Here is a 17,340-nt window from a genome sequence, read left to right as displayed (position 1 = left end):
AGCGTAAGCGACCGACGTCGGTACGCTCTCCGATCATGCACCCGTCGTTCCGCACTCGCCGGGCGGCGCAGCTGGCGCTCACGATCAACGCCCTGCGCCCGTTGCGCGGCAGCCGCACCGCGTTTCCCGCCTTCTTCGCGGGCTGGCTCACCTCGGAGCTGGCCCCGCACCTGCTCGCGCTCACCGCCGCCGACACCGCGGCCCACGTCGCCAAGCACGGTGTGCGCGGCGCCGACAAGTCCGGCCTCGCTTTGGCGGGGCTGTCCGCCGCGGGACTGGGCGGGCTGGTCGCGTCGGCGAGGCGCGCCAAGGGCGCCGTCGAGCAGGCGCTGATCGAGGTGCTCGGACCCGGCTACCACGAGGGACTGCACCGGCCGCCGAGCCCGCAGGACCTCGCCACGCCGTGGGGCCGGCTGGTGCTGCCCTTCCGCATGCGCAACAAGGACGTGCGGATCGACCGCGACATCGCCTACGCGCGGGGCGGGCGGCGGTTCCTGCTCGACGTCTACCGGCCGCGCGAGCCGGTGTCGGGCAGGCCTGTGCTGCTGCAGGTGCACGGCGGAGCCTGGACGGTCGGCAACAAGGACCAGCAGGGCGTTCCGCTGATGCTGCACATGGCCCAGCGCGGCTGGGTGTGCGTCGCGATCAACTATCCGCTCTCCCCCAGAGCGCACTGGCCCGATCATATCGTCGCCGCCAAGCGCGCGCTGGCGTGGATTCGCGAGCACATCACCGAGTACGGCGGCGACCCCGGCTACGTGGTGGCCACGGGCGGCTCCGCGGGCGGGCACCTGTCCGCGCTGCTCGCGCTCACGCCCAACGACCCGCGACTGCAGCCCGGCTTCACCGACATCGACACGAGCGTGCAGGCGTGCGTGCCGCACTACGGGGTCTACGACTTCGCCGCCACGAGCGGCTCCACGGCCAGCACCGCCCGGCGGCGGCTGCTCTCCCGCTTCGTGGTGGGCAAGGACCCCGACGAGTTCCTCGACGACTACGTGGCCACCTCGCCGCTCGACCGGATCACCGACAAGGCACCGCCGTTCTTCGTCATCCACGGCGAGAACGACACGCTCGTGCCGGTGCGCGAGGCGCGCGAGTTCGTCCACAGGCTGCGCGAGATCTCCCCCAGCACGGTCGCCTACGCGGAGATCCCCGGCGCGCAGCACGCGTTCGACCTGTTCCCCTCCATCCGCAGCGCCCACGTCGTGCGCGGCGTGGAGCGCTTCCTGGAGTGGACCTACCTGCACCACCTGGCCGAGACCCGCTAGCCGCGGGGCAGGCCCAAGAGCCGCTCGGCCACCACGTTGAGCAGCACCTGCGTGGTCCCGCCCGCGATGCTCAGACACCGGGTCAGCAGGAACTCGTGCTGCGCGGCCGAGGTCGACTCGTCGACCGCGACCGCCCGCTCCCCCAGCGCGTCCAGGGCGGCCTCGGCGACGTCCTGCCGGTGCCGCACGCCCAGCAGCTTCGACACGCTCGACTCCGGCCCCGGCTGCCCGCCCTCGAGGCGGCGCACCGTGTCGCGCAGTCCGAGCACCGACACCGCCGAGCCGCCCACCACGAGCGCACCCAGGCGCTCGGGATCGAGCGCGGATCCCGAGTCCAGCAGCTCCTCCACGGCCTCGCCCACCGACGAGCCGCCGCCCAGCGCCACCCGTTCGTTGGCGAGCGTCGTTCTGGCCAGCCGCCAGCCGTCGTTCACCTCGCCCACCACGTCGACGTCGGGCACGAACACGTCGTCGAGGAACACCTCGTTGAACCGCGTCTCGCCGGTCAGCTCCCGCAGCGGGCGGATGTCGAGGCCCGCCGAGCGCATGTCCACGAGGAAGTACGTGATCCCCTTGTGCTTGGGCGCGTCCGGATCGGTGCGGGCGAGGCAGATCGCCCAGTCGGCCTCGTGGGCGAGTGAGGTCCACACCTTCTGCCCGCTCAGCAGCCAGCCGCCCTCGGCGCGCGTCGCCCGCGTGCTCAGCGACGCCAGGTCGGATCCGGCGCCGGGCTCGCTGAAGAGCTGGCACCACGTGAGCTCGCCGCGCAGGGTCGCTCCGGTGAACCGCTCGCACTGCTCCGGCGTCCCGTGCCGCAGGATCGTCGGGACCGCCCACGCTCCGATCACCAGATCGGGCCTGCGCACTCCGGCCGCGCGCAGTTCGGCGTCGATCAGCAGCTGCCGCACCGGTGTCGCGTCCAGTCCGTACGGGCGCGGCCAGTGGGGCACGAGATAGCCCGTCTCGGCCAGCCGCGCGCGCACCCGAGGCTCGTCCTGGCCCGCCAGTTCGGCGGCCAGCTCCGCGGCCCCGCGGGCGACGGGATCGTCGCCGTGCCCGGCGAGGTCAACGTCGAGCGCGCGCCGGGTGCCCGCGAGCGCCAGCTCCGCGGCCCGGCGTCGCCAGCGGGCGGAACCGCCGAGCAGCTGGCGCAGCGACAGCGCGCGGCGCAGGTAGCGGTGCGCGTCGTGCTCCCAGGTGAACCCGATGCCGCCCAGCACCTGGATGCAGTCCTTGGCGTTGTCCACGGCGGCGTCGAGCGCGCCCGCGGCCGCCACCGCGGCGGCGAACGCGTGCTGGCCGGGGTCCTCGTCGGCGGCGCTGGCCGCGTCCCACGCCAGTGCCGAGGCCAGTTCGGAGCGGCACAGCATCTCCGCGCACAGGTGCTTGACGGCCTGGAACGCGCCGATGGGGCGCCCGAACTGCTCGCGCACGACGGCGTACTCGCTCGCCGTGCGCACGCACCACGCGGCGACCCCCGCGGCCTCGGCGACGGCGAGTGTGGCCGCGAGATCTCCCACCTCGGCACCGGGCAGCTGCGACTCCGGTGCCACGGTGACGTCGCGCAGCTCCACCGTGGCCATCGGCCGGGTCTCGTCGAACGCGCTCACCTCGGTCACCGACACCTGGTCGGCGGAGACGAGGAACCACGCGACGTCGGCACCGTCGTGGGCGGCGAGCACCAGCTGGTCGGCCTCCGCCGCGTCGGGCACCACCGGCGTGCGGCCCGAGACCACCAGCGCGCCGTCGGTATTTCTGGTGCCGGTGGCCTCTCCCGGCGCGAGGGCGACCGCGGCGCGGACGGTGCCCTCGGCGAGCGCGGGCAGCAGTTCCTTGGCCACCGGCGAGCCGGGGAACCGGGCGAGCACCAGCCCGGCGAGCAGGCTGCCGAACAGCGGTCCCTCGGCGAGCGCGGCGGCGGTCTCCTCGACACCCGCCGCCAGATCGGCCACGCCCGCGCCGGCGCCACCCAGCTCGCAGGGCACGGCGATCGCGGCCAGCCCGATGCCGGCGAGACCCTCGGGGTCCCGCTCGCCCGCGGCCCACGCGCGGATCGAGGTGGCCAGTGAACGCTGTTCATCCGTGATCGCGATCGGCACGTGAGCAATTATAGAACGTGTTTCAGTTTTTTGGGTGGCAACCCCGTGGCCGATCCCGGCCCGACATTAGGTATCCTCAGCACGCAAAGTGAAACAAGTTCTGCACATGGGGAGACTGCGGATGGCAAGCAAGCCCAAGGCTGCCGCCAAGAGCCGAAGCGCGCTGAACCCGATCGGCGGCGAGGAACTGGGCTCGGCCGCGCAGCGGGACCGGCGCAAGCGCATCCTCGACGCGACACTCGCACTCGCCGCCAAGGGCGGCTACGACGCCGTCCAGATGCGCACGGTCGCCGAACGCGCCGACGTCGCACTCGGCACCCTCTACCGCTACTTCCCGTCCAAGATCCACCTGCTCGTGTCGGGACTGGCGCGCGAGTTCGAACGCGCCCAGGACAAGCTCGACCGCGGCTCCATCCCCGGCGACACGCCCACCGAGCGGCTGCTGTTCGTCCTCGGCCGCAACACCAGGATGATGCAGCGCGACCCGCACCTCACCGAGGCGATGGTCAGGGCGTTCATGTTCGCCGACACCACCGCCGCCGCCGAGGTGGAGCAGGTCGGGCTGCACATGGAGAACATGTTCGCCAAGGCGATGGGCATCGACGACCCGACGGAGCAGGACCGCGACGTCTTCCACGTGATCGCCGACGTCTGGATGGCCAACCTCGTGGCGTGGGTGACGCGCCGGGCCTCGGCCACCGACGTCGCCAAGCGCCTCGAGCTCTCGGTTCACCTGCTGCTCGACTGAGACTCGCCGAGCACGTCGCCCGCTCGCAGCGCGGCCTGGGTCCTGCTGGCGACCCCGAGCTTCGCCAGCACGTTGCCGACGTGCACCTTCACCGTGCGCTCGGCGAGCCCGAGCCGTTGGGCGATGTCGCGATTGGACAGTCCGGAGCCCAGTAGCGACAGGACGTCCCGCTCGCGGAGCGTCAACCCGGAGGGACCGGGAGCGCTGAGCTCCGCGGCAGCGGCCGAGCTGATCACGGTGATCCCGTCCTGGGCGCCGCGCACGGCGGCACCCAGCTCGGCACCGGTCGCGTCCTTGAGCACGAAGCCCGCGGCGCCGTCGGCGAGGGCCTGCCGGATCTCGTGCCTGCGGCCGATGGTGGTGAGCATCAGCACCGCGGGCGGTTCGGCGATCTCCGTGCGCACTCTCCGCAGGGTCTCGAGGCCGTCCATCCCGGGCAGGTAGAGGTCGAGCAGCACCACGTCGACCGGCTCGGAGCCCGATGTCAGCACGCTGAGCAACCCCGCGCCGTCGGCGCTCTGGCCCACGACGGTGATGTCCGGGTGCGCGTCCAGGACGAGCGCGAGCCCCTCGCGCACCAGGGCGTGGTCGTCGACCACGACGACACGAACCACGGAGATCACCTCGCTGGACGACGCTCTACTGTCGGCACTGTGCTTCGCCGGATCGGTACCTCGTCGGCCGTGTTGACCGATCTCGGCATGATCCTCATGGTCGCACTGCTGTTCTGGGCGGGCGGGCTCTGGACCGGAGGCGACTGGCAGGCGCTCGCGGTGGGCGCCGCACAGATCCTGCCGCTGGCCGTGCGGCGACGGGCGCCGGGCATCGTGCTCGCGGCCGTCACCGTCGCGACCGTCGCACATCTCATGCTGGGGCTGACCCGCAACATCGGGTACGTGCCCGTGCTCGTCGCGCTCTACACGGCGCCGAGTTCGCCGCAGCGGACGGTGCGCTGGGAGCTGCCGGGCGCCGCCTCCCTGGCCGTCGCACTCGCGATGATCCCGGCCAAGGGACCGGTGGACGGCGCCCTGCTGGCCGTCGTCGCGTGCGGCGTGGCATGGACGATGGGTGTCGAGCACAGGCGGCACGTCGCCGACCGCACTCGACTGGTCGAGCACGAACGTGCCCGTGCCGAGGCACAGCGGCGGGAACGCACGGCACGCCACCTGCACGACACGCTCGCGCAGACCACCGCCGTCATGCTCGTGCAGGCGGAGGCACTCCGTACCGCCAACGACCTCAGCGAGCGCGACCGGCAGCGGGTGGACGCGATCCTCTCGGCAGGCCGCGACGCGTTCACCGAGGTCAGGCGCACGCTGCGCGGCCTCGCCGACGCCTCGGACGCGGCCTCGGACACGGATCTGCCCGCGGTACTCGACCGGCTGCGTACCGCCGGCCTGCGCCTGCCCGCCGACCCGGTCGCCGCGCTGGCCGGTCTCGACGGACAGGCCAGGGAGCTCTCCGAGCGTGTGCTCGCCGAAGTGGCCACGAACGCCCTGCGACACGCCGGACCGGGCACCCTGCTCGAACTCGACGTGCTCGTGCGGGACGACGTCGTGCACATCGAGGCCGCCAACGACCTCGCCGATCCCGCCCCGGGCGCCCCGGCAGGCGGATTCGGGCTGGTGAGCCTCGCCGGTCAGCTCCGCGACCACGGCGGGCACCTCGACCACGGCCCGCGCGGCCACCGCTGGGTGGTCACCGCCACCGTGTCACGACGGGGGTGACGGTGCCCGTCACCGCAGTGCCAGCAACTCCGACACCGTGACGAAGCGGTAGCCCTCGGCCCGGAGCCGCTCGATCAGCGGGCCCACCGCGAGCCGGGTCTGCTCCCTGCTCGAGTACATGCCGTGCAGCAGCACGATCGAACCGGGCCGGACGCGCTCGACGGTGTGGCTCACGATCCCGGCCGCGCTGGCCGCGACCTCGGGATACGAGTCGGGCTCCACGTCCCACATGATCGTCTTGCGGTCGTGCCGGTCGAGATAGGCGGGCAGCGAGAACAGCTTCTTGCCATTGGGCGGGCGGAACGTGATCTCCCCGCGGTAGCCGGTCCGCCGGATCAGCACGTCGGTGCGCTCGATCTCGTCGGCGACCGTACCGGGACTCACCATGACCATCCGCCGGTGCGAGTAGGTGTGGTTGCCGAGCTCGTGCCCCTCGGCGGCGATCCTGGCGCCGAGCGCGGGGTTCTCGGCCAGCTCACGACCGGTGACGTAGAACGTCGCACGCGCCTCTGACCGCGCGAGCGTGTCGAGCAGGGTCTCCGCGCCCGCGGGGTCGGGGCCGTCGTCGAACGTCAGCGCCACGACCCGGTGCGGCGTCTCGACGCGGGCGGTGACACCGCCGAACAACTGGACCGTCCTGGCGTTGAGCAGCAGGTTCGTACCGTAGGCCGATCCGGCCAGCACAACGACGACGATCAGGCTCGCGGCGAGGGCTCTGCGGGCGCGCCGCGAGCGGGCAAGGACACGCATGGCGAGCAACCTGCCGCAGTGCCTGGCACCGCGGAAGCCGCCGAGGTACTAGTACCCAGGGACGAGAGGAGGCCGCCCCGCACGATCTCGGGGCGGCCTCCCTCGACGACTACGCCTCGCTCAGCGGTGTGCCTCGGCCACCTTCGCCAGCTCGTCGAGCTTGCTCAGCGTCTCGCTCTCACCCTTGGTCGGCAGCAGGAGGTTCACCTGCTCGACGCCACCGTCGGCGTACGCGGAGAGCTGCGCGGGATCGGCCGGGGCGCCCCAGACGGAGAACGGCACGCCGGTGCGGCCGTGGTCGGCCAGCCACTTCCGGACCCGCACCAGCTCGTCGGCGGAGGTCCCCGGGCGCGGCAACCAGCCGTCGCCGTAGGTCGCGAGCCGGTTCAGCGCGGCCTCGCTCTCGCCGCCGACGAAGATCGGCGGATGCGGCTTCTGCACGGGCTTGGGCCACGCGAACACCGGGTCGAAGTCGACGTGCTCGCCGTGGAACTCGGCCTCATCCTTGGCCCAGATCTCCTTGAGCGCGGCCAGTTGCTCGTTCAGCAGGGCGCCGCGCGTCGTCGGATCGGTGCCGTGGTTGCGCATCTCCTCGCGGTTCCAGCCGACCCCGACCCCGAACTCGAAGCGGCCGCCCGAGAGCAGGTCCAGGCTCGCCACCTCGTTGGCGGTGTGGAACAGGTCGCGCTGGATCAGCAATGCGATGCCGGTACCCACGCGCAGCGTCGTCGTGGCCGCCGCGGCCGCGGTCAGCGCCACGAACGGGTCGAGGGTGCGGTAGTAGACGCTCGGGAGGTCGCCTCCGCCGGGATACGGCGACTGCCTGCTCGCCGGGATGTGCGAGTGCTCGGCGATGGACAGCGTGGTGAACCCACGTTCCTCACTCGCCCTGGCCAGCACGTCCGGCCGGATGCCGTTGTCGGTCACGAAGGTGGCGATTCCGAAGTCCATGTTCGTGGGCAACTCGCCATCCGAGCGGCCTATTCCCCGGTGGACACCATCCAGCGACGCCTCCGGCTCACACGTTGCGGCGGTACTGGCCTCCGACCTCGAAGAACGCGTCGGTGATCTCACCCAGCGAGCAGACCCGCGCCGCGTCCATCAGCACCGCGAACACGTTGTCACCCCGCGTGGCGGCCGCGCGCAGCCGCGTGAGCGCCTGCTGCGCCTCCTCCCGGTTGCGCTCCTGGAAGCCGGCGAGCCGGTCGAGCTGCGACTGCTTCTGCTCCTCGGTGGCGCGAGCCAGCTCGACCTCCACCTCCTCCTCGTCGGCGTGCGGGTTGCGGAAGGTGTTCACACCGACGATCGGCAGCGAGCCGTCGTGCTTGAGCCGCTCGTACAGGATCGACTCGTCCTGGATCTTGCCGCGCTGGTAGCCGGTCTCCATGGCGCCCAGCACGCCGCCCCGCTCGGAGATGCGGTCGAACTCCGTGAGCACCGCCTCCTCCACGAGGTCGGTCAGCTCGTCGATCACGAACGAGCCCTGCAGCGGGTTCTCGTTCTTCGACAGGCCCCATTCCTTGTTGATGACCATCTGGATCGCCATGGCGCGGCGCACGGAGCTCTCGCTCGGCGTGGTGATCGCCTCGTCGTAGGCGTTGGTGTGCAAGGAGTTCGCGTTGTCGTAGAGCGCGCACAGCGCCTGCAACGTGGTGCGGATGTCGTTGAAGCTCATCTCCTGCGCGTGCAGGGAGCGACCCGAGGTCTGCACGTGGTACTTGAGCTTCTGCGACCGCTCGTTCGCGCCGTACTTCTCCCGCATCGCCACGGACCAGATCCGCCGCGCCACCCTGCCCAGCACCGAGTACTCGGCGTCCATGCCGTTGGAGAAGAAGAACGACAGGTTGGGCGCGAACTCGTCGATGTCCATGCCGCGCGCGAGGTAGGACTCGACGTAGGTGAACCCGTTGGCCAGCGTGAACGCCAGCTGCGAGATGGGGTTCGCCCCGGCCTCGGCGATGTGGTAGCCCGAGATCGACACCGAGTAGAAGTTGCGCACGCCCTGCTGGATGAACCACTCCTGGATGTCGGCCATCATCCGCAGGCTGAACTCGGTGGAGAAGATGCAGGTGTTCTGGCCCTGGTCCTCCTTGAGGATGTCGGCCTGCACCGTGCCCCGCACCTGCTTCAGCGTCCAGGCACGGATCTCCTCGGCCTCCTCGGCCGAGGGCTCGCGCCCGTGCTCCTCGCGGAACGCGTCGAGCTTCTGGTCGATCGCGGTGTTGAGGAAGAACGCGAGGATCGTCGGCGCGGGCCCGTTGATCGTCATCGACACCGACGTGCTCGGCGCGGTGAGATCGAAGCCGTCGTAGAGCACCACCATGTCCTCGAGCGTCGCGATGGAGACGCCGGAGGTGCCCACCTTGCCGTAGATGTCGGGACGCGTGTCCGGGTCGAACCCGTAGAGCGTCACCGAGTCGAAGGCCGTCGACAAACGCTTGGCATCGGAGTCGGACGAGAGGTACTTGAACCGCCGGTTGGTGCGGAACGCGTCGCCCTCCCCCGCGAACATCCTGGCCGGGTCCTCGCCCTCGCGCTTGAACGGGAACACGCCCGCGGTGTAGGGGAAGTAGCCGGGCAGGTGCTCGCGGCGCAGGAACGACAGCAGCTCGCCGGGATCGGAGTGGCGCGGCAGCGCGACCCTCGGCACCCGGTTGCCGGACAGCGTCTCGCGCCACAGCTGGGTGCGGATCTCCTTGTCGCGCACGGTGAACACGAGCTCGTCGTCGCGGTAGGACTCGGCGAGCCCCTGCCAGTGCTCGAGCAGCTCCGTCGTCGCCGTGTCCACTCCGGACTCGGCGTCGGCCAGCAACCGTTGCAGATCCTCGGTTCCGGCACCCGCGGCGGTCAGCTCGTCGCGCGCGGCGGCGAGATGCCCGCGCCTGCGCACGGCCTCCACCTGCTTGCCGGTCTGCTCGTGGTAGCCGCGCACCGTGCCCGCGATGTCGGCGAGGTAGCGCGCGCGGTCGGTGGGGATGATCGTGGCGAGCTCGCTGGAGACCTTGCTCTCAACCTTCGGCAGCACCCCGGCCGACACCGACAGCCCGCTGCCGGCCAGCAGATCACGCAGGTGCTGGTACAGCGCGGTCACGCCGTCGTCGTTGAACTTCGCCGCACTGGTGCCGTACACCGGCATGTCCTCGGGCGCGGAGTGGAACGCCTCGCGGTTGCGCACCAGCTGGCGGGCGACGTCGCGCCGGGCGTCCTCGGCGCCGCGCCGCTCGAACTTGTTGATAGCCACGGCGTCGGCGAAGTCGAGCATGTCGATCTTCTCGAGCTGCGAGGCGGCACCGAACTCCGGCGTCATCACGTACAGCGCGTGGTCGACGTGGTCGATGATGCCGGCGTCGCCCTGGCCGATGCCCGGCGTCTCGACGATCACGAGGTCGAAACCCGCGGCCTTGCACGCCAGGATCGCCTCGTCGAGCCCCGCCGGGATCTCGCCGCTCGACGTGCGGGTGGCCAGCGACCGGAAGAACACGCGGTCGCGGTCGAGGCAGTTCATGCGGATGCGGTCGCCGAGCAGCGCGCCACCACCCTTGCGCCGCGACGGGTCGATCGCGAGCACCGCGATCCGGAGCTTGTCCTCCTGGTCGAGCCGGAACCGCCGGACCAGCTCGTCGGTGAGCGAGGACTTGCCCGAGCCGCCGGTGCCGGTGATGCCGAGCACCGGCACCGTGCGCGTGCGCGCCGTCTCCTCGATGCGGGCGAGCCACTCCGGCGGCAGGACCTCCTGCTGCAGCCGCGTGATCGTCCGCGCGAGCGTCGGCACGTCGCCCGAGAGGAGCTGCTCGACCGAGCCGTTCTCCTGCACCGCGAGGTCGGAGTCGCACTCCCGCACCATCAGGTTGATCATGCCGGGCAGGCCCAGCTGGAGCCCGTCGTCCGGCGAGAAGATCCGGGCGACCCCGCGCGAGTGCAGCAGGTCGATCTCCTCGCGGACGATGACCCCGCCGCCCCCGCCGTAGACCTTGACGTGCCCGGCCCCCCGCTCGCGCAGCAGGTCGACCAGGTACGTGAAGTACTCCACGTGCCCACCCTGGTAGGCACTGATGGCCACGCCCTGGACGTCCTCCGAGATCGCCGCCGTGACCACCTCGTCGACCGAGCGGTTGTGCCCGAGGTGAACCACTTCGGCGCCCTGCGACTGCAAGATGCGCCGCATGATGTTGATGGACGCGTCATGGCCGTCGAAGAGACTCGCGGCGGTCACGAACCTGACGGGGTGCGCAGGCCGGTGCAGTTCGGAGGTCATCCCTCCAAAATACTTGGACTTCCTACTGTTTTGAACCCAAGTACTACCGTGACGGCGGTCTCAGCCGTCCGGTATCGATTCAGCCAGCGGGGGTCGCGGAACGCAACGCGATCCACTGCCGCATGGCGTACTCGACCATCGTGATCAGCGTCTGCTTGGTGCTCTCCCGGTCCCGGGCATCACAGCGAACGATCGGGATGGACTGGTCGATCGACAGCGCCTCCCGCACATCGTTCAGATCGTGGTGCACGACGCCGTCGAACGTGTTCACGCCGACGATGTAGGGCAGTCCCCTGTCCTCGAAGAAGTCGACGGGGGCGAACGAGTCCGCGAGCCGTCGCGTGTCCGCGAGCACCACGGCGCCGATGGCACCGCGGACCAGGTCGTCCCACATGAACCAGAAGCGCTGCTGCCCTGGCGTCCCGAACAGGTAGAGGATCAGATCCTCGTCCAGCGAGACGCGGCCGAAGTCCATGGCCACGGTCGTCGTGGCCTTATTGGGCGTCGCCTCGAGATCGTCGATGCCGGTACTCGCGTCCGTCATCATCGCCTCGGTCGTCAGCGGCACGATCTCCGACACCGACCCGACGAAGGTCGTCTTGCCCGCACCGAAGCCCCCGGCCACCACGATCTTGGCCGACGTCATCGTCTTCGGCGCGGCATCGCGCGGTGCCTTAAAGCCGACGGAGTCCACTCAAAACCCTTTCCATCAACATCAGATGCGCTTCGGCGCCCTCGTCACCAGAGATGGTCTTGTGTACCGCGACCAGCCCCGTGTCCGCCGCATCGCTGATCAGCACCCGCGCCACGCCGAGCGGGACACGGAGAGCCGCAGCGATCTCGGCGACCGAACGTGGGGTTCGACATTCTTCCATGATCAGCTGGTGCTCGATCTGGTCGGGCACCGCCATCACGGCGGCCTCACGAGTGGAGACCAAGGTTTCGAGCTCCAGCGGGTAGTTCGCCTTGGTCCGGCCACCCGTGATGGCGTACGGACGGACGAAACCAGTCTCCTCCGCTGGATGCGGCGGCGGCACAGCCGGCATGACTGGGATGGCTTCGGCCGACACAAACTGCTCCTCTCCGGTCTGTGACCGGGTCTCACCGTGCTCCTCCGCCTCCATGGGCGGGGGCTGCGGTGGTGACTCCCGGCCATGTTCGGTACCGGGATCATTACTGCGTGTGCCTCGGGTCCGACGGCCGCGACCAGAGTTCGACGCGAATCCGCCCGGCACGTCGGCATACGTGCCCGGGTCGTGTTCGCCCGAGAATCCGGCCCCCATGCTCATCGCCTCGATCATCCCACCGGTTCGCCGACCAGCGGACCGGCCGCACCCTGCAGCTGAGCACGCAGCTCCGGCGTCAGGATCTGCCCGACGCGGTCGACGAGCAGCGTCATCTCATACGCCACCTGGCCGATGTCGCAGTTGGGCGCGGCCAGCACGGCGAGGCACGAACCGTCGCTGATGGACATCAGCACCATGATGCCGAGTTCCATCTCCACGACCGTCTCGTTCACCGCGCCCGCCTCGAAGCAGCGCGCGGCACCCTGGGTGAGGCTGACGAGTCCGGACGCGACGGCCGCGAGCTGGTCGGCGCGGTCGAGCGGGAGCCGGTTGGAGGCGGTGAGGAGCAACCCGTCCGCCGACACCACCACGGCGTGCGCGACGCCGGGCACTCGCTCGGCGAAGTCGTTCACCAGCCACCCGAACTGATTCTGCTGGGGCTGAGCCCGTTCCGGCGCGGTCATTCACCCTCCACTTTCTCTTGACTGCTCTCGGTCGCCTGAGCGGTCCGATGCCGGCCTCGGCGAATTCCTTGCTGGAAGCTGCTGAGCCTGCCACGGACGTCCGCGGGATCGCGTTCCGTCCTCGGGCGGTTCCCAGTCGTACTGCCCGGCGAGGACATGCTGCCCGGCAGCAGCTGTTCCCCCCTGCGGCGCCTCGGCAGTCCCGCCGACGTGAAGCTCGCCGGAGAGGAATCCGCCACCTGCTGTACCGTGCGCCACGAGTCGTCGGTGGCGAACGCCCACGCCGAAGCGGGCGCGGCGTCGGCGATGTCCTCGCCTGCCGGTCCCGCCTCAGCCGCCCGCGCGGGGGCCGGCTGCTCCGGCAGCTGCCTCGGATCGGCGACCGGGGCCGCCTTCTTCCTCGGCTGCCGCCGGGGCAGACCCGACGCGGTGGTCTTCGGTTTCTCCTCGGGCGTGGCCGCCTCGTCCGCCTGGGGCTTCTGCGGCGACGCCTGGCCCGGAATCTCGGCCTTGTCCTGAGTCTCGGCCTTGCTCTGGGTCCCGGTCTTGCTCTGGGTCGCGGCCTTGTCCTGAGTCCCGGTCTTGCCCTGGGTCGCGGCCTTGTCCTGAGTCTCGGCCTTGCCCTGGGACTTGGTCTTGTCCGGAGTGCCGGCCTTGCTCTGGGGCTTGGTCGTGTCCTCGGGCGTGGTCGTGTCCTGGGCTTCGGCCTTGCTCTGGGACTTCGCCGCGGTCTGCGACTTGGCCTTGTCCTGGGCGTTCGCCTGAGCGTTGGCCTGAGCCTTCGCGGCCGCCTGAGCGTTGGCCGTGGCCTGGGCCTTGGCCATGCTCGACGACCCGGCGGCACTCTGCGGCTTCGCCGAGCTCCGCGACCCGCCCTGGGACTTGGCCGTGCCGCGAGGCTTGGCCGTGTCCCGGGACTTCGCCGTTCCCTCGGCTGCGGTCGTGTTCTCGGACGCCACCGCATCCTGAGGCTCGGCCGTGCTGTCGGAGGTGCCGCCATCCTGTGCCGCCGTCGAGCCCTGGGATTTCGCCGGGGTCTGAGCCGGGGCCTGAGTGGACGCCTTCTCCTGAGGCGTCGCCGTGCTCGCCTCGTCCTGCGACGTGGTCCTGCCCTGCGACGCCGTCTCCTGGCCGCTCTTGTCCTGCGCGGCGTCGTCCGGTGTCTGCGGCTGAGCCGGGGTGGCCCCCGGCGGCTGCTGCTCCGCAGGCGTGCGCTGGCGGCGGCCCCTGCTCACACCCTGCTGGAAGCTGTTGAGCCTGCTGCGCACATCGACGGCGTCGCGTGCGGGCACCTCCGGCTTGGCCTCCTGCGCTGGCGCGACCGGAGCGGCCTTGGCCACGGGCTCCTGCGCGGCGGGAACCGCGCTGCCCGGCAACAACTGCTCACCCTTGCGGCGCCTCGGCAGGCCGGCGTCGGTGTAGTCGGCGGGCGCGTTGCCCGCCACCGCCTGCACCGTGCGCCACCGCTCGTCCGCGGCGAAGTCCCAGCCGCTGCGGCCGCTCTGCGGCGCAGTCTCGGCGTCGCTGCGGAACCACACGGAGAGCATCTCGTCGAAGATCGGTGTCGTCTCCGACGGGTCCATGCCCTGCGTCGCCTTGCGCTCGGCATCGCTCTCGGTGGTCGCCGCGCTCCACCAGTCGCTGACGACTGTGCTGTTGGCGGCGAACAGGTCCTTGCCGCTCAACGCCTCGTCGATCAGCCCGGCCTGCACGGAGTCGTCCGCGCCCTCGGCGTCGGGCGTCCCGGCGGGCTGGCCGGGGGCACCGTCCGCTGTGGACTGCTCGGGCTGGCCCGTCGCCTCGGTGTCCGGCTCGGCGACCGCGTCGGCGGACGCGACCCCGTTGACGGTGGGCGGTGCCTCCTCCCTCGGCTGCGGCCACTGCGGCGCACCGCGGGACTGTTCCGGCAGCGGTTCGTCCCTGCCGATCGGAGTGAACAGCGCAGTCCCGGACACCTCGGCGGCCGACGGCGGCGACGGTGGGGTCTGCGAGAACGCGGGCAGCGTGTTCGGCCTGCTGACGCCGTTGGTCTTCCGGCGCGGCAGCCCGCCGGGGCCCTGTCCCGCGGGAGCCGATGGCTGAGGTGCCGCCGGCAACTGCTGAGTCGGCTGGTCCTGCTGCGACAGTCCTGGATGGACGGCCTGGCCGCTCATCACGAGCTCGGCCGGCACCAGCACGGTCGCGCGGACACCGACGATGTCCTTGCCCCCGTTCAAGGTGACGCCGAACCCGTGCCTGCTCGCGAGTCGTCCGACCACGAACAGTCCCATCCGCCGCGACGTCGCGAGATCGACCGACCCCGCTTCGGTCAGGCGTGCGTTGGCCTCGGACACCTCGGCCTCGTTCATGCCGATCCCGCGGTCCACGATGTCGATGGACAGCGAGTTGTCGTCCATCAGTCGCGTCGCGACCGTCACCTGGGTCTCCGGCGCGGAGAACGCGGTGGCGTTGTCGAGCAGCTCGGCGACGAGCCGGACGAGGTCGCCCGCCGCGTAGCCGACGATCCGCTGCTGCGGTGGCGTGCGCACCGAAACCCGTTGGTACTGCTCGATCTCCGACACCGCGGCCCGCAGCACGTCGGTGGTGCTGACCGGCTGGCCAGACCGGCGGCCAGGCTCGGCGCCCGAGAGGACCATGAGGTTCTCGTTGTTGCGCCGCATGCGGGTGGCGAGGTGGTCGAGCTGGAACAGCGTGGCCAGCTGGTCGGCGTCCTCCTCGTCACGTTCGAGGCGCTCGATCAGCTGCAGCTGCCGCTGCACGAGGCTCTGGCTGCGGCGGGAGAGGTTGACGAACACGCTCGCGTAGCCGGTGCGCATGCCCGCCTGCTCGACGGCGAGCCGCAGCGCCTGGCTGTGCACCGCGTCGAACGCGCGCGCGACCTGGCCGATCTCGTCGTCGGTGAGCACGGGCACGGGCTGCACGTCGGTGCTCTGCGAGCGGCCCTCCTGAATGGTGCGGACCGCGGCGGGCAGATCCTTCTCCGCGACCTCGAGCGCCCTCGTCCGCAGCAGCTTCAGCGACCGCAGGAGCTGTCGCGTGATCAGGAAGACCACCGCGGCGGCCAGCAGCAACGCGACGACGAGCACCACGGCCAGCACCACCACGCCGGTACCCGCACCGTCGGCGAGATCGGTGGCGGCGCTGGTGACCTGGCCACCCAGCCCGTTCGACACCTCGCCCAGCGCGGTGAACACCGCACCTGAGGTGTCGGCCCACTGCTGGGCCGAGGTCGAGCCGAAGCTCGCGGAACCACCGGAGTCCTGCCCGGCGAGCACGTTGTCCACCACGCGGTCGAGATCGTCGAAGGCCTCGCCGCTGACGGTCGAGTCGAAGTCCTGGCGCTGCGCGTCGGTGGCGGCGATGCGGAACTCGGCGAGCCGGTCGGTCAGCCGCACGTCGGAGGTACGGAGCTGGTTGAACTCGCTCGGCGCGAGGCCACCGCGGCCGACGCCGTAGCCGATCAGCGCCTGCTGGACCGACACCTCTTCCTTGGCGACGAGCAGGTCGTGCAGCGCACTGGGCGTGCCGCCGATGCCGTCGTCGCCCATGCCCGCCACGAGCGCCACGTCGAGGTTCAGCAACGCCGACGAGATCGAGGAGTACTCGGTGAGGGCCTGCACGGCGCCGAGCTGGCCGGCACCGACCTGCTCGCGCAGCTCCGCGAGCCGGCCCAGCTGGTCGGTGACGTCCTGGCGCTGGGCGGCGATGCCGTCGGGGTCGGCGGCGCTCGCCGCACTGTTCAGGGCGGCGACCGCGCGGTCGACTTCGCCGCGCACGGTGTTCAGCTCGGGTGACTCGGGGCCCGATCCCGCGGTGAGCAGCTCCGCGGTCTGCGCGCGCTCCCGCTGGACCCCGTCGAGCGTGGTCCTCGCGGCGGCACCCAGCTCGGCGAAGCGCGCGACCCGGTCGTAGCGGTCGGAGCGATCCAGCTGGCTGCCGAGCGTGATCCCGCCCAAAACCAGCGCGATGACGATGGGAACGAGGGTGACGGCCCCGAGCTTGACGGGCAGGCTCCAGTCGCGCCACCGCGCGAGGGAACGCCACTTCGACGGCTTGGGGGCCGGCTGGCCGAGAAGCGTCCCCACGGACACTTGACCTTCTCCAGCAACGGTCACGAAGGTGACTCCTCCTCCGGCTTGCTCGCTGTCTGCCGACGGCTCATGACGTCTCGCCTACCAGGTGCCGCGAAGTAGGGCCGTGTGTCGTACGCGACCGGTCGTGTACAGCATGTGAGCCCATCCTTCGCCGCTGGATGTCCAGCGTTCGCCGTCGTTGTCCGTGCACCGGCCGACGTCCGTCAACCCCCGGAGGGCACCGCACATCGCATCATGCGAACTGCACAGCGTCCAGGCGTAACAGTGCCCAATTGACTTCGGTCGAGGTGAAGAAAGCGTACACCAATCGGGTACTCGGCAAATGTTGTCGAGCGGCACCCCGTGACCAGCGGAAATACAGATTTCCACTCGTCGGTGGGCCGCCCATTCACCCGGAGGCGATGCCCCGGACCGCAATTCGGTTACCGCATTCATCATGGACCGAGCATCAAGGGTCACCCACATAGAGCAAGGCCACCCCATTCGGCCACCCGAACGGCCTAGCCGACGCGCCGTCACGGTGGAGTGAACACCCCAAAGAGTCCCCGATGTTGTGGCTTCGACGAACGGGATCACCCCGGTGGTTCTTAACGAGTTCAGTGGCTCCGCCAGGGGATCTTCACCGAAGCGTGATCCACTGGACAGA

General features: G+C 70.8%; 12 protein-coding genes. 3 read left to right on the top strand and 9 right to left on the bottom strand.

Going from position 1 to position 17,340, the window contains the following annotated elements:
- Positions 1-35 precede the first annotated feature (35 nt).
- Positions 36-1,271 (top strand): alpha/beta hydrolase, encoded by a 1,236-nt coding sequence (locus tag JHE00_RS30475; RefSeq protein WP_200324842.1) that lies wholly within the window; start codon positions 36-38, stop codon positions 1,269-1,271.
- Here JHE00_RS30475 and JHE00_RS30470 read toward each other — a convergent pair.
- Positions 1,268-3,370, bottom strand: a complete 2,103-nt coding sequence (locus JHE00_RS30470) for an acyl-CoA dehydrogenase family protein (protein ID WP_200324839.1) — start codon at positions 3,368-3,370, stop codon at positions 1,268-1,270. The two genes, JHE00_RS30475 and JHE00_RS30470, sit on opposite strands and share 4 nt — an antisense overlap.
- A gap of 121 nt (positions 3,371-3,491) precedes the next feature.
- Here JHE00_RS30470 and kstR point away from each other — a divergent pair, with 121 nt between their 5' ends.
- Entirely contained in the window at positions 3,492-4,118 is a 627-nt protein-coding gene (gene kstR, locus JHE00_RS30465) for a cholesterol catabolism transcriptional regulator KstR (protein ID WP_200324837.1), read from the top strand.
- Here kstR and JHE00_RS30460 read toward each other — a convergent pair.
- The gene (locus tag JHE00_RS30460; protein WP_200324834.1) at positions 4,100-4,732 is read right to left on the bottom strand and encodes a response regulator transcription factor; all 633 of its coding nucleotides are present in this window, start codon (positions 4,730-4,732) and stop codon (positions 4,100-4,102) included. The two genes, kstR and JHE00_RS30460, sit on opposite strands and share 19 nt — an antisense overlap.
- A gap of 69 nt (positions 4,733-4,801) precedes the next feature.
- On the opposite strand from JHE00_RS30460, the gene JHE00_RS30455 reads away from it, so the two are divergent.
- Complete coding sequence (locus JHE00_RS30455; protein ID WP_307832189.1) at positions 4,802-5,845, top strand: sensor histidine kinase; 1,044 nt, start codon at positions 4,802-4,804, stop codon at positions 5,843-5,845.
- A gap of 9 nt (positions 5,846-5,854) precedes the next feature.
- On the opposite strand, the gene JHE00_RS30450 is transcribed toward JHE00_RS30455, so the two are convergent.
- The 7 genes from JHE00_RS30450 to JHE00_RS30420 all read right to left on the bottom strand — a co-directional run bounded on the left by JHE00_RS30450 (position 5,855) and on the right by JHE00_RS30420 (position 16,685).
- The gene (locus JHE00_RS30450; RefSeq protein ID WP_200324832.1) at positions 5,855-6,595 is read right to left on the bottom strand and encodes a polysaccharide deacetylase family protein; all 741 of its coding nucleotides are present in this window, start codon (positions 6,593-6,595) and stop codon (positions 5,855-5,857) included.
- A 120-nt stretch (positions 6,596-6,715) separates the two neighbouring features.
- Positions 6,716-7,546 (bottom strand): LLM class F420-dependent oxidoreductase, encoded by an 831-nt coding sequence (locus JHE00_RS30445; RefSeq protein WP_200324830.1) that lies wholly within the window; start codon positions 7,544-7,546, stop codon positions 6,716-6,718.
- A 67-nt stretch (positions 7,547-7,613) separates the two neighbouring features.
- Positions 7,614-10,850 (bottom strand): fused isobutyryl-CoA mutase/GTPase IcmF, encoded by a 3,237-nt coding sequence (gene icmF / locus JHE00_RS30440; protein ID WP_200324828.1) that lies wholly within the window; start codon positions 10,848-10,850, stop codon positions 7,614-7,616.
- A gap of 79 nt (positions 10,851-10,929) precedes the next feature.
- Positions 10,930-11,544 (bottom strand): GTP-binding protein, encoded by a 615-nt coding sequence (locus tag JHE00_RS30435; RefSeq protein WP_200324826.1) that lies wholly within the window; start codon positions 11,542-11,544, stop codon positions 10,930-10,932.
- Positions 11,525-12,151: a DUF742 domain-containing protein gene (locus tag JHE00_RS30430; RefSeq protein WP_230425248.1), complete on the bottom strand. Its 627-nt coding sequence runs from the start codon at positions 12,149-12,151 to the stop codon at positions 11,525-11,527. Before JHE00_RS30430 ends, JHE00_RS30435 begins: the two co-directional genes overlap by 20 nt.
- Complete coding sequence (locus tag JHE00_RS30425) at positions 12,148-12,600, bottom strand: roadblock/LC7 domain-containing protein (protein ID WP_200324824.1); 453 nt, start codon at positions 12,598-12,600, stop codon at positions 12,148-12,150. Before JHE00_RS30425 ends, JHE00_RS30430 begins: the two co-directional genes overlap by 4 nt.
- Positions 12,597-16,685: a sensor histidine kinase gene (locus tag JHE00_RS30420; protein WP_307832188.1), complete on the bottom strand. Its 4,089-nt coding sequence runs from the start codon at positions 16,683-16,685 to the stop codon at positions 12,597-12,599. The genes JHE00_RS30425 and JHE00_RS30420 overlap by 4 nt, the downstream gene beginning before the upstream one ends.
- Between the last annotated feature and the right edge of the window lie 655 nt (positions 16,686-17,340).

It is taken from the genome of Prauserella cavernicola (genome assembly GCF_016595675.1).
Taxonomy (GTDB): domain Bacteria; phylum Actinomycetota; class Actinomycetes; order Mycobacteriales; family Pseudonocardiaceae; genus Prauserella_A; species Prauserella_A cavernicola.
The sequence above is the reverse complement of the archived record's forward strand: the minus strand, read 5'-3'. Positions and strand labels throughout refer to the sequence as shown.

Excerpts from the sequence above, each read along its gene's own strand:
- kstR (WP_200324837.1), top strand. The coding sequence starts at position 3,492 with ATGGCAAGCAAGCCCAAGGCTGCCGCCAAGAGCCGAAGCGCGCTGAAC.
- JHE00_RS30425 (WP_200324824.1), bottom strand. The coding sequence starts at position 12,600 with ATGACCGCGCCGGAACGGGCTCAGCCCCAGCAGAATCAGTTCGGGTGG.
- JHE00_RS30450 (WP_200324832.1), bottom strand. The coding sequence starts at position 6,595 with ATGCGTGTCCTTGCCCGCTCGCGGCGCGCCCGCAGAGCCCTCGCCGCG.
- JHE00_RS30445 (WP_200324830.1), bottom strand. The coding sequence starts at position 7,546 with ATGGACTTCGGAATCGCCACCTTCGTGACCGACAACGGCATCCGGCCG.
- JHE00_RS30430 (WP_230425248.1), bottom strand. The coding sequence starts at position 12,151 with ATGATCGAGGCGATGAGCATGGGGGCCGGATTCTCGGGCGAACACGAC.
- icmF (WP_200324828.1), bottom strand. The coding sequence starts at position 10,850 with ATGACCTCCGAACTGCACCGGCCTGCGCACCCCGTCAGGTTCGTGACC.
- JHE00_RS30475 (WP_200324842.1), top strand. The coding sequence starts at position 36 with ATGCACCCGTCGTTCCGCACTCGCCGGGCGGCGCAGCTGGCGCTCACG.